A 15,020-nucleotide genomic window follows, 5' to 3' on the forward strand; every position below is an offset into this window, starting at 1 on the left:
CATACCCCCATGCAGCAGACGCTATCGACCAAGTCAGTGGCCAATTACCTGAAGTTTACGGCAGCCATTCTGCTGCTGGCAGTGGTGCTCAGCTCCTGCGGCGCGGGCATGTACCTAAGCAAGGCCGACAAGCGCTTCCAGGAAGAGCAGTATGAGCGGGCCATCGAGTACTACAAGCAGGCGCTGAAAGGGGCAAAGAACACAGGCGAGATCAATTACCGCATCGCCGAGTCGTACCGTTTGTCAAACCGGCTGGCAGAGGCTGAAACCTACTACAAAGCGGCACTCGACAACAACTACCGCAAAGAGGAGGGCTTCTTTTACTACGGCATGGCGCTGAAGGCCAATGGCAAGTACGAAGCCGCGTTGGGCCAGATGCAGGATTACGCCCGCATCGGCAGCAAGCCTGATTTGAAGGCGTTGGCCTTGCGCGAAGTCGAAACCCTAAGCCAGTTGAGCACCATCCTGAAAAAGAACACCGGCTTTGAGATCTATAACCTGCAGGCGCTGAATACCGAGGGCTCTGATTTTGCCCCTTTTGTGCGAGGCAACGAACTGATCTTCTCGTCCACGCGCGGACCGGGCAAAACCTACCTGGGCAATGGCGAAGGCTTTCTGAATCTGTATGCCACTACGCTGGATGGCGACACAGCCAACCTGGGTGCTGCCGTGCGCAAGCTGGAAGGCGTCAACACCGAAGACCTGCACGATGCGCTGGCTACCTTTGCCGATGAAGGGAACACCATGGTGTTTGCCCGTGGCAACGAAGGCACCAAGAAAGGCCGCCGCAACGTGGACCTGTACATCTCGTTCTACCGCTCCAACGCCTGGACAGAGCCGAAACTGCTCAGTATCAGCGATCCACGCGCCTGGGATTCTTCTCCTGCCTTCGCTCCGGATGGCCGTACGCTCTATTTTTCTTCTGACCGCAAGGGAGGCCTAGGAGGCAACGACATCTACAAAACCACTATCGACGATAACGGTCGCTTTTCCGCTCCTGAAAACCTGGGACCGGGCATCAACACGCCTGGCAACGAGAGTTATGTGTACGTAGGTCCGGACGGCACCTTGTACATCGCTTCTGACGGTTTGCCGGGCCTGGGTGGACTCGATGTGTTTAAGATTGAAGAAGGCAAACCTGTGAACATGGGCGTGCCGGTGAACTCCAGCGGCGATGACTTCGGTCTTTTCTTCCAGGATGCTTTCACAGGCTACATCTCCTCCAACCGCGAAGGCGGCAAAGGAGGCGACGATATCTACGCCATTGCCAAATCGGCCCGCAAGCTGGTGAATTTCTTTGTGGACGGTACGGTATACCAGCGCCGCGACAAAGACAAGCAGCAGACGGTGGTGCCGAACATACCAGTGGTGCTGCAGGACGCCAGCGGGCAGAAGATAGCCGAGACCAAGGCCGATGCCGAGGGCAAGTTCTCTTTCCCGCTCGACAGCGCCACCGCCTATTCACTGGTGTCTGAAAAAGCAGGCTTCTTTGCTGCCCGCCAGCGCATCACGACTGTAGGTAAGATGCCACCGCAGAACCAACTGCCGAACGAAGTGAACGAAGTGCGCCTGACTGCTGACCTGCTGCTGACCGAGATCGTGAAAGAAAAAGCCATTGTGCTCGAGAACATCTTCTACGATTTCGACAAAGCTGATATTCGTCCGGATGCCGCCGTGGAACTCGACAAACTGGTGGAGATACTGGTAGACAACCCGCAGATTTCCATCGAGCTGAGTTCGCACACCGACTCCCGTGGTGTGGATATTTACAACCAGGACCTGTCACAGCGACGCGCGCAGTCTGCCGTGAACTATATCATTTCCAAAGGTATAGACAAGTCGCGCATCACGGCCAAGGGCTACGGCGAGAGCCGCCCGGTAGTGCGTAACGCCAAGACCGAGGAAGAGCATCAGCGCAACCGCCGCACCGAGTTCAAGGTGGTGCGCATACAAGAGTAACAGGTATAAGGTATAGCGCTATACCTGAACACAAAACAGCATCGGCGGCTATAGTCTTGCACTGTAGCCGCCGATGTTGTTTCTATACCTGTGCTATACCTTAGCGGAAGGTGTATTTCAGGCCTATGCCTAAATTACTGGCTCTGTAGTGATCTACAAAGTTTGGTGTTGAGCGCCCATAGCGCAGAAAGGTTGCTCGATAATCGAACGTGAGGGCGAGAGGGATCTTTTTGAAAGAGTATTCAGCGCCGAAAGAAGCAACAGCAACCGGGTTGATATAGGAAGCGGGCCCATCAAAATATGCAGGCGAGGGGTTGTTGGTGCGGAGTATGCCAATGCCTATACCTGCATAGGGCCTAAGGCGGTCTGATGTAGCGAGTTTAGGTTGCCAGATGTAACTGATGGATGAAAGAAACTGACGGGACTCAGGGTTTAGGTCAGAGTAGGCTTCTAGGGCAGACTGCTCCCGTATGAAATATTTGGCTGTTACGCCCAGCGTTAAGCCCGCCGGTCCGGTTGCGTAGCGTAAACCAACCGCTAGTTTATAAGGCGCCGATACCTGTGGTCTTATCTGCAATGAATCCTGGGCTTGCACGGAAAGGCACAGCAACAGGCCTACAAGGGAGATGATGAGTTTTTTGAGCATGTCTTCTATCAGTTTGTTTATATAGAAGAGTCAATATATTCTGAGATGGTTGCAAGGTATGGCAGGCTGCTTTTTCGACAGCCTATACCTTATACCTACCAAATTTGGCCCTGTGAAATGCTGGTTCGATTATTAATTGTGGCTACGGTTGTTTAAAAGCATTTCTTTTTGCCGTATATACAAAGGCCTTTCTTAAATTTGTAAAGCAAGCAAGACCAGCACTATGGAAAATAGATACCTCCGCCGTGGCGTGTCCGCCTCCAAGGAAGACGTGCACAACGCCATCAAGAACATCGACAAAGGGCTTTTCCCGAAAGCATTCTGCAAGATCATCCCCGACATCCTGACCGGCGACCCCGAGCACTGCGTCCTCATGCACGCTGACGGCGCGGGCACCAAGTCGTCGCTGGCCTACATGTACTGGAAAGAGACCGGCGACCTGAGCGTATGGAAAGGTATAGCGCAGGACGCCGTGGTAATGAACACCGATGACCTGCTCTGCGTAGGCGCCACCGATAACATCCTGCTTTCTTCCACCATCGGCCGTAACAAGCACCTCGTTTCAGGCGAGGTGATTGCCGCCATCATCAACGGCACCGAAGAAGTGCTGCAGATGCTGCGCGACAATGGCATCGGTATTTACAGCACCGGCGGCGAGACAGCCGACGTAGGCGATCTGGTGCGCACCATCATCGTGGACAGCACTGTGACTGCCCGCATGCGCCGCGACCAGGTAATCTCGAACGATAACATACAGCCCGGTGATGTCATCGTGGGCTTTGCCTCTTACGGGCAGGCTACTTACGAAGACGAGTACAACGGCGGCATGGGCAGCAACGGCCTCACCTCCGCCCGTCACGACGTGTTCCACTCATACCTGTCGGCCTCTTATCCGGAGAGCTATGACCCGGAACTGCCGAAGGACCTGGTGTACTCCGGCAATTACCGTGTGACCGATGTGGAGCCCGAGACAGGTATAGAAGTAGGCAAGCTGGTACTTTCGCCAACGCGCACCTATGCGCCGATCGTGAAGGAAATCCTGAATCAGCACCGGCAGCACATACACGGCATGGTGCACTGCAGCGGAGGCGCCCAGACCAAAGTGCTGCACTTCACCGAGAAGGTACATATCATCAAAGATAACCTCTTCCCGGTACCGCCGCTGTTCCGCATCATTCAGGAGCAAAGCCACACCGACTGGAAAGAGATGTACAAGGTCTTCAACATGGGCCACCGCCTCGAGATCTACCTGCCGGAGCAATATGCCCAAAGCCTGATCGACATTTCGAAGTCCTTCAACGTGGACGCGCAAATCATCGGCCGTGTAGAAGCCAGCGAACGCAACGAACTCACGATCAAGACGGATAAAGGAGAGTTTTACTACGAAGGGTAAGCACCCAAATACACACATAAAGGAAAACCACAGGTATAGCGCCTGTGGTTTTTTGTTTTGGAGCCTTGAGAAACCAGAATAAAATTTAGCAATAGGCTAAATCGTTCAAAATATAGGTATATATTAAGAATCTGATTCTTGCGCTATACCTATATGAAAACATGCCTTGCCTTTCTATTGATTCTATTATGCTGTTTTTCCGCCTTCGCTCAACAAGAATCATCCTACATCGAGAATGGAAAATTCACTTTAGGCCTTAACCTGCAGACGGTTTCTTACCACATCTACTACAAAGAAGGTAAAACGCAGGGGCCTGTCCGATCAGGTTATTTCACGCCAGTCTTTCTTAATTCAGGATATCAACTTTCCGATAGAGCAAGTGTGAGGCTTGGTTTCGGATTAGGAGGAGACAGGGATCGGCTGACGGAGCAAATACACGAAGTGGAGTACAAGCATGACTCCAAAACTATCGCCATCGTGAGCTCGCTTTCCTTCTACCATACCTTCCTTAACCTTTACAGGAAGGTACCGGTCTACGGTACTGTCTCGCTTGTGCCAGCCTATGGCTTCACTAGTCTGCGAACCACCCACAACGGAGCAGATGGTCCGGTTTCGCATACTGTTAAAGACGATGGACTCAATGTGTTTGCCATGGCAGGAGTGGGCTTCAACTATCAGATCAGCAACAGGCTTTATGGGAATTTGTCTTACTTCTTTTACAAGAAGAACCTGTCCGGGATGAACTCCTCGCATTACGATTGGGATCAAGGCTATGGGTTGAGGAGTATCATCAAGTCTTTTGAGCTGGGAATGAATTATAAGTTGTGATTAAAGATCACTTCGGTGCAGTAATTAAATCAAGAAACCACAGGCTCAACACCTGTAGTTTTTTGTTATACCTACACCTGCAAACCAATGAAAGCCCCGCAGACAAACCCCGCCGCACTTTAGTTCCACAAACTGGCACAATAATTGGCTTGGCGAAGGTATACGCTAAAAGCTATATGCCATGAAAAGACTTCTACTTCCGCTTCTGTTTGTGCTGCTGGCGCTGCCGGCTTTCGCACAACCCACCGTCGTGACCTTTACCACCCATCGGGGCGAACCGTTCCAGATGGCCCTGGATGGTCGGCTGATAAACCGGACGGCTTCCAACTTTGTGCGCATCACGCACCTGCGGCCCGGCAACCATTATGTGGAGTTCCGGATCAGGGGCCGCCATGGCGTGTATAGAACAGGTATAAACGTGCTGGCCCGCGCCGGTTACGAAACGAACTATTCCGTGCGCGTATCGGGTCGAAGAGTGAGTCTGAATGTGATCAGCGAAATACCGCTGGGTCCGCCGCCGGTAGTGGTCGTGCCACCGCGCTACCCCGACCGCTATGAGCCTGCTCCGCCGCGCTATGAGCCGGTACCTCCCCGCTACGAAGAACCCGCCAATGGCTGCCGCAACCTGCTTGACCGTTACGACGTGGACCGCCTGCTCGACGCCATGAAGGGCCGCGACTTTGAGAGCACCCGGCTTACTATCGCCCGTGAGGCCGTGCGCAACAGCAGCATCCTATCAGAAGACCTGCGCAACGTGCTGCTGGCATTTGAGTTTGAGAGCACCCGCCTCGAGTTTGCCAAGTTCGCCTACGACAGCGTGTGCGACAAAGAGCGCTTCTACTACATCTACGACATCTTTAAGTTCGACCATAACGTGCGGGAACTGGAGGACTATACCAGCCGGAGAAGATGATCTTAAGTTAAAAAGGTAAAAAGGTAAAAATTGAGAGCAGCGCAGGGTAATCCAGCGCTGCTCTTTTTTTGTTAGGAGAAGGTATAATCTATGGGAAGGGGAGAATCAAGCTGAAGCATTGGCAATCGTAATGAATCAGGCAATGCAACTAATCAAGAGGCTTATACCTGAGTCACTGCGCAAAGGTCTACGACTTGATTTTCTGTGGCAGGTAGCCGAAGTGCTTTTTGAAAGCAGCCGTGAAGTGGGCAGCGTACTTAAAGCCCAGAGCGCTGGCAATATCACCAACTTTCTGGTCGCCTTCGAGCAACATTTTGCGGGCCTGCTCCATGCGGTACGTGTTCAGGTAGCCAAATACCGTGGTGCCAAACACCTGCTTGAAATGCTTTTTGAGGTAATACTCGTTTGTGCCGACCATGTGGGCCAGGTCGATCAGCGAGCAGGGGCACTCCATGTTCTGAAGGATCAGGTCGCGGGCGTGCAGCATCTTTTCGATATCCGTTTGCTTCAGTCCGCTTGTGCTCGGCACCTCGTCCTGCTCGCATTGTTCAAACTGCAGCATCAGTAACTCGATCACCTTCGCCTGCACAAACATGCGCTTGCAGTAACCCGTGTACATGCAGTTGAGCAGCTCCTGCAGCACCGCCGTTATACGGGGAGTGATCGTCAGGTTCGTTTTTCTGAGCCGGGCAGGCTTACCGGCCAAAATGTTATCGCGCAGCTCTGAAAACGGGCTGCCTGTTTCTGGCAGGTAGTGCAGCAGAAAGTCAGAGGGAATGTAGACCGTCAGCATCTCCACCTGCGGGTCAGGCTTTATCTCTTGTTGTGCCTCCTCATCAGAAAAGAAAAGCAGGTTGTGCTGCTGGGCGTTGAAACTGGCGAAAGGCTTCGGATTTTCGCCGATCCGGAAGGCGCTCTTGCCGCGCATCGAAAAGTACAACTGGGCAAAGTCTTCGCTGTTAAAGCAGCCCACCACTTTCTTGTTCGACAAACTGATCGCCGTATGGCTGAAGTGGATTTCGCCGGAAGGAAAGCGCATGTTAGCCTCGGCATTCGCGCGCGCGTTCTGGCCCTGGCAAACACAGAAGGCAGGCCGCTGCTGCTCGGTTGATTGCTCACAGGCGCCGCTCCGATCACCAATTACTGGTTCGCTCACTTCATACTTCATCTTTTCCCTCATTTGATAAAAGAATTCCCTTACCTGTTACCGAAATAAATTTGGAAGGTCTACTTTTGTGCAAGTTAAGTTTATTTAGACTATATCTAAATAGCAAACAGCAGAAAAAGGCAATTCTTCTCTCAGCGTTGCCCGGAAATCAACTACTATACCTTATAAATAAGATATGTTCAAACATTTACTGGCGTCGGCTTTACTCATGCTCTTGGTGCTCGGAGTTTCGGCGCAGGACCTGGCCGTTTCGGGGCAGGTAGTGGAGCAGGCCACCGGCACAGCGCTACCCGGCGTAACTGTTCGAGTAAAAGAAACCAACAACGGCACCACCACCAATCCAGACGGGGCATTCCAGATCAACGCCAAAGAGGGCGAGGTGCTCGTTTTCTCATACATTGGCTATGCCTCTCAGGAAGTACAGGTAAACGGGAACGCCAACTCGCTGCAGGTGCAGCTTCAGCCCGGCAACACCCAACTATCAGAAGTAATCGTAACTGGCGCACTCGGCATCAAGCGGCCCGCCCGCGAACTGGGCACGGCCAGCGCCCAGCTTAATACCGCCGAACTGACCCAGGGCAAAGTAGTAAACCCGATTCTCGGACTGGCTAGCAAGGTGTCGGGCCTGCGCATCAACATGTTCGACAGCAAAGTGGACCCGGATGTGCAGGTGAACCTGCGCGGCATACGCTCGCATACGGGCAACAACGCCCCGCTCTATGTAGTGGACGGCGTGCCTATACCTGATATCAACCGCCTTAACCCGAACGACATCGAAAGCATCAACGTGCTGAAAGGCGCCAACGCCGCGGCTGTATACGGTTCGGACGGTGTAAACGGCGTGCTGATGATCACGACCAAGAAGGGCCGTGCAGGCACGCAGCGCATCAACTACTCGAACACCACCACTTTCGATAAGATAAGCCGCCTGCCGGAACAGCAGACAGAATTCGGACAGGGCCTGAATGGGGTATACGACCCGCTGCAGTACCAGTCGTGGGGGCCGCGTTTCGATGGCGAGATGCGCCCGGTGGGACCTGTGCTGCCAGACGGCACGCAGTGGCAGCTGCCTTACAGCGCGAATGCAGACGGCAGAAAAGCCTTCTTCAATACAGGCTTCACGACCCAGAACGATCTCAACTTTTCAGGAGGTGATGAGAACTCGACTTACTATTTCTCGCTGCAGGATGTGCTGACGAAGGGCATCATTGAAGGTGACAAAAACAGACGCTCCGGCGCCCGCTTCAACGGCTCCCGTTCGTTTGGCAAACTGAGCACCAGCTACAACCTCAACTACGTGTTCAACAAGAGCGACGTAACGCAGAGCGAGCCCTGGTCTACAGTATACCGCCTGCCGGTTAGCCTGCCTTTCGCCGACCTGAAAGACTGGGAGAACACGCCGCATGCCAACCCGAACTACTGGTTCAGCACGAACCAGCCCAACCCCTACTTCAACGCTGATAACCAGCGCACGGTAAACGAGCAGCAGACCCTGACCGGAAACATCGAGCTCAACTACGAGATCGCTCCCTGGATAAACGCGATCTACCGTCTTGGTCTTTACAGCCGCAACACCGACACCCGCACCACGGTAGGCAAGTTTACCTACACCACGCCGGGCCGCACCAACATACCGGGCAGCGTGAACGACGTCACGAACAACTTCCGCCGCATCAACAGCGACTTCATCCTGGACATGCACAAGGACTTCGGCAAGTTCAACACCCGTCTGCTACTGGGCAACAACCTGCGCACCGACGACAGCAAGACAACCAACCTGAGCGCCTCGGCGCTGGTGGTACCCGGCCTGTTCAACCAGGACAACCGTTTGGGGCAATTGGGCGGCAAGTCAGGCATCAGTCAGAGAAGACAAGTGGCAGTATTTGGTGAGCTGACGGCCGGTTACAACAACTACCTGTTCCTGACCTTTACCGGTCGCCAGGAGGCTGTGTCGGTACTGAGTCCGGATAACCGCAGCTACTTTTATCCAGGCGTGAGTTCGTCTTTCGTGTTCAGCGATGCTATTGATGCACTCAAAAACAACAACACCTTCTCTTACGGCAAGGTATACGCCTCCTACAACAGAACCGGCAACGTGGTGGTGGAGCCTTACCAGCTGCAGAATGTATACAGCCAGACCGACGGCTTCCCATACGGCAACCTGCCGGGCTTTAGCCTGGGCACGTCGGATGCCAACCCGAACCTGAAGCCTGAGTTTGTAACCTCTTTGGAGATAGGTACGCAGCTGAGCTTCTTCCAGAACCGCCTGAACCTGGAGGCCGCCTACGTGGACGCCAAAACCACAGACGGTACTATCCTGGCCGATATTTCTGCCGGCTCCGGTTTCACATCGGCCTGGGTGAATGCCTTCAAGGCGAGCAACAAGATCATCGAATTGAATATTAACGGCGATGTGATCCAGCGCGGCGACCTGGTGTGGAATGTGGGCGCTAACCTCACGCACATCAAGAGCAAGGTAGATGAAATCTACGGCGGCATCGACCAGCTGTTCCACTTCCGGCAAAACTACCTGATCGTGGGCAAGCCTTACAACAGCTACCTGTTCACCGACTACAAGCGCGACCCGGAGGGCAGAGTGATCGTGGACCCGAAAACCGGTAACCCGGTAAGTGGTTCGGAACTCTACTACGGTGGCACCGGCACGCCTCCTTACCAACTTGGCCTGAACACCTCACTACAGTACAAAGGCTTCCAGCTGGGGGCGCAGTTCGACTGGCGTATGGGGGCCGTGGTCTATACCGAGGCAGCCGCCCGCATGATCTCAGACGGCACGAGTCCGCTCACCACGCAGTATGGCCGCGAGCCTTTTGTGATCCCGAACTCTGTGATCGAGACTTCGCCGGGTGTGTTCACGCCCAATACGGATGTAAAGACCAAGGGCGACCGCAACTACTTTGCTAACCACTATGCCACCGTGCAGTCGAACTACGCCGTGAGCGCCGACTTCTTCAAGATGCGCGAGCTGAGCCTGAGCTATACCTTGCCGGCGCACTGGCTGGATGGCCAGAAACTGGTGAAAGAGGCGACAATCGGTTTTGTGGGCCGCAACCTGTTCTCGATCTGGGCCAAAGACAACATCTACAACGACCCGGAGTTTGTGTATGCCGGCGGAAGCAGCGAGGGCTACATGAGTTGGAGACACCTGCCACCAACGCGCACCTTTGGTTTCAATGTAAATGTGGCATTCTAAACAAGAGCATTCATTCTTCTTCGTGATATGAAAAAGTTATTATCCCTTATCCTGATTGTGCTTGCCGGCACTACTTTTACCGCTTGCGACAGCTTCCTGGATACCAATGTGAACCCCAATGCGCCGACCGACGTGCCGGTAGAACAAAAATTGCCCAACGCCCTCGTCAAGACCGTGAACCTCGAAACGGGTGCCTTGAACCAGCTGGGCGCGGTATGGGTAGGCTACTGGGCCAAAGCCACCGACGGCCCGGTGAACACCTCGCTGTTCAGGCTGGAAGAAACCTACGGCGTGGAGGCCATGTCCTTCGACCGCGACGGCCGCCCGATCTGGGAAGACAGCTACACCACGCTGGTGAACTACAAAGACATCGAGAACAGCGCTGCCGCCACCGGCGACCTGGCCTATGTAGGCATCGCCAAGATCATGCAGGGCTGGCACTTCATGCGCCTCGTGGACCTGTACAACAACGTGCCTTTCACAGATGCGTTGCAGGGAAGCAAAAATGTGACGCCGAAGTACGAAGACGGGCAGCAGGTATACGACGGCGCTATGAACCTGATCACAGCAGGTATACAGGACATCAAAGCCGCTCCGGCCTTGTCTAAAAAGCCGCTTACGGACGACGTGATCTTCAAAGGAAACCTGACGCTGTGGGTGAAGTTCGCCAACACCATCAAGCTGAGAGCGCTGCTCCGTCAGTCAGAGGCCGGAAGAGAAGGCTACATCAACGACGAACTGGCCAAGATCAAGCAGGAGGGAAGCGGCTTCTTAGGTATAGGCGAAAGCGCGCTGGTGAACCCGGGCTACCAGGTTACGGCAGGCGGGCAGAATCCTTTCTGGGACGCTTATTACCGGAACCAGGCCGGCGCGCTGACCACTGGCTACAACACCCTGCGCCCAACAGACTACCTGGTGCAGCAGTACAAAGAGCGCAACGACCCGCGTTTGCCAAAGCTTTACAAAGCCGTGAATGGCGATTATGTAGGTGTGCCGCTCGGAGCTACAACCGCCGACTTTAGCATGGCGAAGACCTCTGCTTTGCTAGGCCCGAACGAGAACGGCAACCAGCCGGCGGCGCTGCTGAAGAGCGCGCAACAGCCATCGGTATTGCTATCTTCTTTCGAGAGCCTGTTCCTGCAGGCCGAGGCGGCTGAGCGTGGCTGGCTGAGCGGTGCCGGGCAGCTGTACGAAGAGGCCATCAAAGAGTCTTTCAAATACATGAACGTGCCGACAGCAGAATTCACCGTTTACAATCTGCAGCCATCTGTTAACTTTGCGCTCGCTCCGAATAAAATGGAGCGCATCATCGAGCAGAAGTGGCTGGCACTGAACAGCATCAGTAGCATTGAGGCCTGGAACGACTTCAGAAGGCTGAACTACTTGAGCAAACTGCCACAGTCGCTGCAGAGCCCCTCGTCTGACCCGGATTTCAGGCCTCGCCGCTTGACGTACCGCCAGTCGGAGGTATACACCAACAGCGAGGAAGTGGCCAAGCAGGGCGCTATAGACCCTTTCCGCTCACGGGTGTTTTGGAACAAGTAAATAATAATCGCAATCCTATACCTTCCCTTCCTTGCCTGCAAAAGCGAGGGAGGGATTTTTAGCTAAACTTCTCTCCATCATGAAGCAAAACCAAAAACCAAAATCGGCCTGGCAAAAGGTGCGCAAGCTGTTCAACGACCTCCATTTGTGGATGGGCATTGTGAGCGGCCTTATCCTGTTTGTGGTCTGCCTGAGCGGCACGATCTATACCTTCAACACCGAGGTGCAGGAGTTCATGGAGCCGGAGAAGTTTAAAGTGCAGGTACAACCGGGCGCTACGCCGCTTGCCGCCGAGGCGATTATCGCGAAAGTGGCTTCCGAGACCGGCGGCAAAGTAAGCTCCATTACCATACCTGCCGACGCCAGCCGCACCTATACCGTGAATGTGAAGCTGAACAAAGGCGGTGAAGAAAAAGGCAAAGAAGAAAAAGGCGGAGACAAAGGTGCCGGCGAAAAAGGCGGCGAAGGCAAAAAAGGACCTGAAGCTGCCGCTGCCAAAGGCGGAACGGGCGGTGGTCCTGGTGGCAAAGGCGGTGGAGGCGGTGGTCGCGACCGTGGCACCAACTACCTCGTGAACCCTTACACTGCAGAAGTGATCGGCACAACCGAGAGCCCGACCTCCGAGTTCTTCATGACCATGTTCCGGCTGCACCGCTGGCTATTGCTCGACACCGAAGTAGGCCGTCCGATCGTGGGCTGGGCGACGGTGATCTTCACCCTGATCGTGCTCAGTGGTCTGGTGATCTGGATTCCGCAGAAAGTAAAGAACTGGCGCCAGGGCCTCAAAATAAAATGGAGCGGCAACTGGAAGCGCATCAACCACGACCTGCACAACTCGCTGGGCTTTTATTCGTCTTTCCTGCTGCTGGTGATGTCGCTCACGGGCCTGACCTGGTCATTTGAGTGGTACAAAGAAGGCTTCTTCAAAGTGATGGGCGTAACTCCTCAAAAAGACCGCAAAGAAGAGCCGCTTTTCTCCACCGTGCCAGCTGACCCGACACAAGCCGCAACACCGACGATTGCAGACTATGTGAAAGCCGCTGAAGCCGTGTTGCCTTACCAGGGCGACTACCGCATCTCGCTGCCAACCGATTCAGCAGCTACCGTGTCAATCAGCAAAAACAAAGTGGGTTTCTTCGCGCCAGCTGCTTCCGACAAAGTGCAGCTCGACCAGTACAACGGACAGATATTGAAAGCAGAGATATTTGCCGACAAGCCGCTGAACGAACAGATCACATCGTCCATCAAGCCACTGCACGTGGGCAACGTATACGGCACCTTCTCCAAGATCCTATACTTCATCGCCTGCCTTGTGGCAACCAGCCTGCCCATAACAGGCACGATCATCTGGATCAACAAGCTGCGTAAGAAGTCGAAGAAGAAGGGTGCTATACCTGTGGCCAGAAAATCAGCTGCAGTTTAGAGGTAGTAGCTTAAACTCTCTTGTCATTTCGGGTGCAACGAGAAATCTGGAGCATCACAGGTAACAGATTTCTCACTGCCGTTCGAAATGACATGCGTGGTGCTAAAACAAAAAAGGCTTCTCCGGTTAAGAGAAGCCTTTTTTGTTGCGGGTTGCTATACCTTAGCGGAGTCTGTCTGCAGAGCGCACCAGGTCCTCGTCTTTTTTGATGAAGCGGTTAGCCAGCGCGTTGAGCAGCAGTGCCAGAATAGGCATATAAAAACCAGCTTCGTATTCTCCTTTAGCGCCTGCCGCCATAGTATTGCCTACGTAGTTGGCGTAGTAAAACGAGGTGCCAAACAGCGCGATCAGTACCAGAGAGTTGATCAGGCCGAACTTCATCTGGGTGAGGCGGTTCTTGTATTGGAAAATTTCATAAATCGCCACGCCAGCGGCCACAATGGCCAGTATGCCAATCGCAATGGTGCTTGTGCCGGTCTGTGCGCCAGCCTGCACCGCCTCGCCTTGTTCGTTCACGGTTTGGAAAAACAGGTTCCAGGCAGTCAGCACCACCTCTTCGCCGGTGGCGGCATCTACCTTAGACCAGAGCGGCAAAAACAACAGAGACACCATGGCCACCACGATGAGGGCCAGAAATACGGATTGAATTCTTTGTATCATAAGGGGGTTAATTTAAATTGCAAAGCGTTGCAAAATTAGACAAAGACCTGTAAAACAAAAATTGATGAACACAGCATATATTATTGATATTGCCAGAACACCCGTCGGAAAGTTTACCGGTGCCCTCAGCAGCGTGCGACCAGACGACCTGGCAGCCTTCATTCTGAAAGAGTTGATGGCCCGCAATCCGCAGCTGGACCCGAGCCTGATCGAGGACGTGGTGCTGGGCGCCGCCAACCAGGCTGGCGAAGACAACCGCAACGTAGCCCGCATGGCGCTTCTGCTGGCCGGACTCCCGCACGAGATTGGTGGCGTGACCGTGAACCGGCTGTGCGCCTCCGGTCTGCAGTCCATTATCGACGCCTCGCGTGCCATTGCCTGCGGCGACGGGGACGTATACCTGGCCGGCGGTGTGGAGAGCATGACTCGGGCCCCTTTTGTGATGGCCAAAGCCGAAACCGCCTTCGCCCGTACTCCTGAAATTTACGATACGACCATTGGCTGGCGCTTTGTGAACAATGCGCTCTCTTCGTTGCACTACCCCTACAGCATGGGCGAGACAGCCGAGAATGTGGCCGAGCGCTACGGTGTTTCACGTGAAGCCCAGGACGAGTTTGCTCACAGTTCGCAACTCAAGTACAAGGCAGCGGCCGAGGCTGGCAAGTTCAAAGACGAGATTATACCTGTGCCGGTGCCACAGCGCAAAGGCGACCCGATCCTCTTCGACACCGACGAGCACCCGCGCCTTTCTTCCGTGGAGAAACTAGCTGCGTTGGGCGCTGCTTTCAAAAAAGGAGGTACCGTGACGGCAGGCAATGCTTCGGGTATAAACGACGGTGCTGCGGCCTCTATCATTGTGAGTGAGGAAATCTTGAAGCGCTACGATCTGAAACCGATGGCGAGAATCGTGTCAGCGGCAGTGGCCGGTGTGGAACCGGCCTACATGGGCATGGGGCCGGTGCCTGCCACTCAAAAAGCGCTAAAGCGGGCCGGCCTGACCATCAACGACATCGGACTGGCCGAGATCAACGAGGCGTTTGCGGCCCAGGCTATACCTTGTGTGCAGGAACTGGGCATCAACCCGGAGATTGTGAACGTGAACGGTGGCTCCATTGCCATCGGTCACCCGCTGGGGGCCAGTGGCACCCGTATCTCGGCCACCCTGTTGCACGAAATGAAACGCCGCGACAACGTGCGCTACGGACTGGCTACCATGTGCGTGGGCGTAGGGCAAGGGGCAGCGATCATTTACGAAAGGTTGTAATCAAACACAT

General features: G+C 54.3%; 11 protein-coding genes. 8 read left to right on the forward strand and 3 right to left on the reverse strand.

Translation table 11 applies throughout. The annotated features are described in order from the left end of the window. The first annotated feature begins 9 nt into the window (after nucleotides 1-9). Entirely contained in the window at nucleotides 10-1,959 is a 1,950-nt protein-coding gene (locus tag B0B12_RS10310; protein ID WP_076668590.1) for a CHU_0125 family OmpA-like outer membrane integrity protein, read from the forward strand. Nucleotides 1,960-2,059: 100 nt separating this feature from the next. Here the strand turns inward: B0B12_RS10310 and B0B12_RS10315 are convergent, their stop codons facing one another. Next, complete coding sequence (locus B0B12_RS10315) at nucleotides 2,060-2,605, reverse strand: hypothetical protein (protein ID WP_076668592.1); 546 nt, start codon at nucleotides 2,603-2,605, stop codon at nucleotides 2,060-2,062. A gap of 223 nt (nucleotides 2,606-2,828) precedes the next feature. Between B0B12_RS10315 and B0B12_RS10320 the strand changes: the two genes are divergently transcribed. From B0B12_RS10320 to B0B12_RS10330, 3 genes are all read left to right on the forward strand, one after another. Further along, complete coding sequence (locus B0B12_RS10320) at nucleotides 2,829-3,998, forward strand: AIR synthase related protein (protein ID WP_076668594.1); 1,170 nt, start codon at nucleotides 2,829-2,831, stop codon at nucleotides 3,996-3,998. A gap of 153 nt (nucleotides 3,999-4,151) precedes the next feature. Continuing rightward, entirely contained in the window at nucleotides 4,152-4,826 is a 675-nt protein-coding gene (locus tag B0B12_RS10325; RefSeq protein WP_076668596.1) for an outer membrane beta-barrel protein, read from the forward strand. Between the two features lie 181 nt (nucleotides 4,827-5,007). Further along, the gene (locus tag B0B12_RS10330) at nucleotides 5,008-5,739 is read left to right on the forward strand and encodes a proline and serine-rich protein 1 family protein (RefSeq protein ID WP_076668598.1); all 732 of its coding nucleotides are present in this window, start codon (nucleotides 5,008-5,010) and stop codon (nucleotides 5,737-5,739) included. Nucleotides 5,740-5,926: 187 nt separating this feature from the next. On the opposite strand, the gene B0B12_RS10335 is transcribed toward B0B12_RS10330, so the two are convergent. Beyond that, nucleotides 5,927-6,919 (reverse strand): helix-turn-helix transcriptional regulator, encoded by a 993-nt coding sequence (locus B0B12_RS10335; RefSeq protein WP_244554674.1) that lies wholly within the window; start codon nucleotides 6,917-6,919, stop codon nucleotides 5,927-5,929. Between the two features lie 163 nt (nucleotides 6,920-7,082). Between B0B12_RS10335 and B0B12_RS10340 the strand changes: the two genes are divergently transcribed. The 3 genes from B0B12_RS10340 to B0B12_RS10350 all read left to right on the forward strand — a co-directional run bounded on the left by B0B12_RS10340 (nucleotide 7,083) and on the right by B0B12_RS10350 (nucleotide 13,086). Then, entirely contained in the window at nucleotides 7,083-10,118 is a 3,036-nt protein-coding gene (locus tag B0B12_RS10340) for a SusC/RagA family TonB-linked outer membrane protein (RefSeq protein ID WP_076668600.1), read from the forward strand. Nucleotides 10,119-10,145: 27 nt separating this feature from the next. After that, a complete protein-coding gene (locus B0B12_RS10345; RefSeq protein ID WP_076668602.1) occupies nucleotides 10,146-11,663 on the forward strand; it encodes a SusD/RagB family nutrient-binding outer membrane lipoprotein in 1,518 nt (505 codons plus the stop codon). 79 nt (nucleotides 11,664-11,742) lie between these two features. Beyond that, the gene (locus B0B12_RS10350; protein ID WP_076668604.1) at nucleotides 11,743-13,086 is read left to right on the forward strand and encodes a PepSY-associated TM helix domain-containing protein; all 1,344 of its coding nucleotides are present in this window, start codon (nucleotides 11,743-11,745) and stop codon (nucleotides 13,084-13,086) included. 162 nt (nucleotides 13,087-13,248) lie between these two features. Here the strand turns inward: B0B12_RS10350 and B0B12_RS10355 are convergent, their stop codons facing one another. Further along, the gene (locus tag B0B12_RS10355) at nucleotides 13,249-13,746 is read right to left on the reverse strand and encodes a DUF4293 domain-containing protein (RefSeq protein WP_076668606.1); all 498 of its coding nucleotides are present in this window, start codon (nucleotides 13,744-13,746) and stop codon (nucleotides 13,249-13,251) included. Between the two features lie 64 nt (nucleotides 13,747-13,810). On the opposite strand from B0B12_RS10355, the gene B0B12_RS10360 reads away from it, so the two are divergent. Further along, entirely contained in the window at nucleotides 13,811-15,010 is a 1,200-nt protein-coding gene (locus B0B12_RS10360; RefSeq protein ID WP_076668609.1) for a thiolase family protein, read from the forward strand. Nucleotides 15,011-15,020: the final 10 nt, after the last annotated feature.

This window comes from Pontibacter indicus (genome assembly GCF_900156345.1).
Taxonomy (GTDB): domain Bacteria; phylum Bacteroidota; class Bacteroidia; order Cytophagales; family Hymenobacteraceae; genus Pontibacter; species Pontibacter indicus.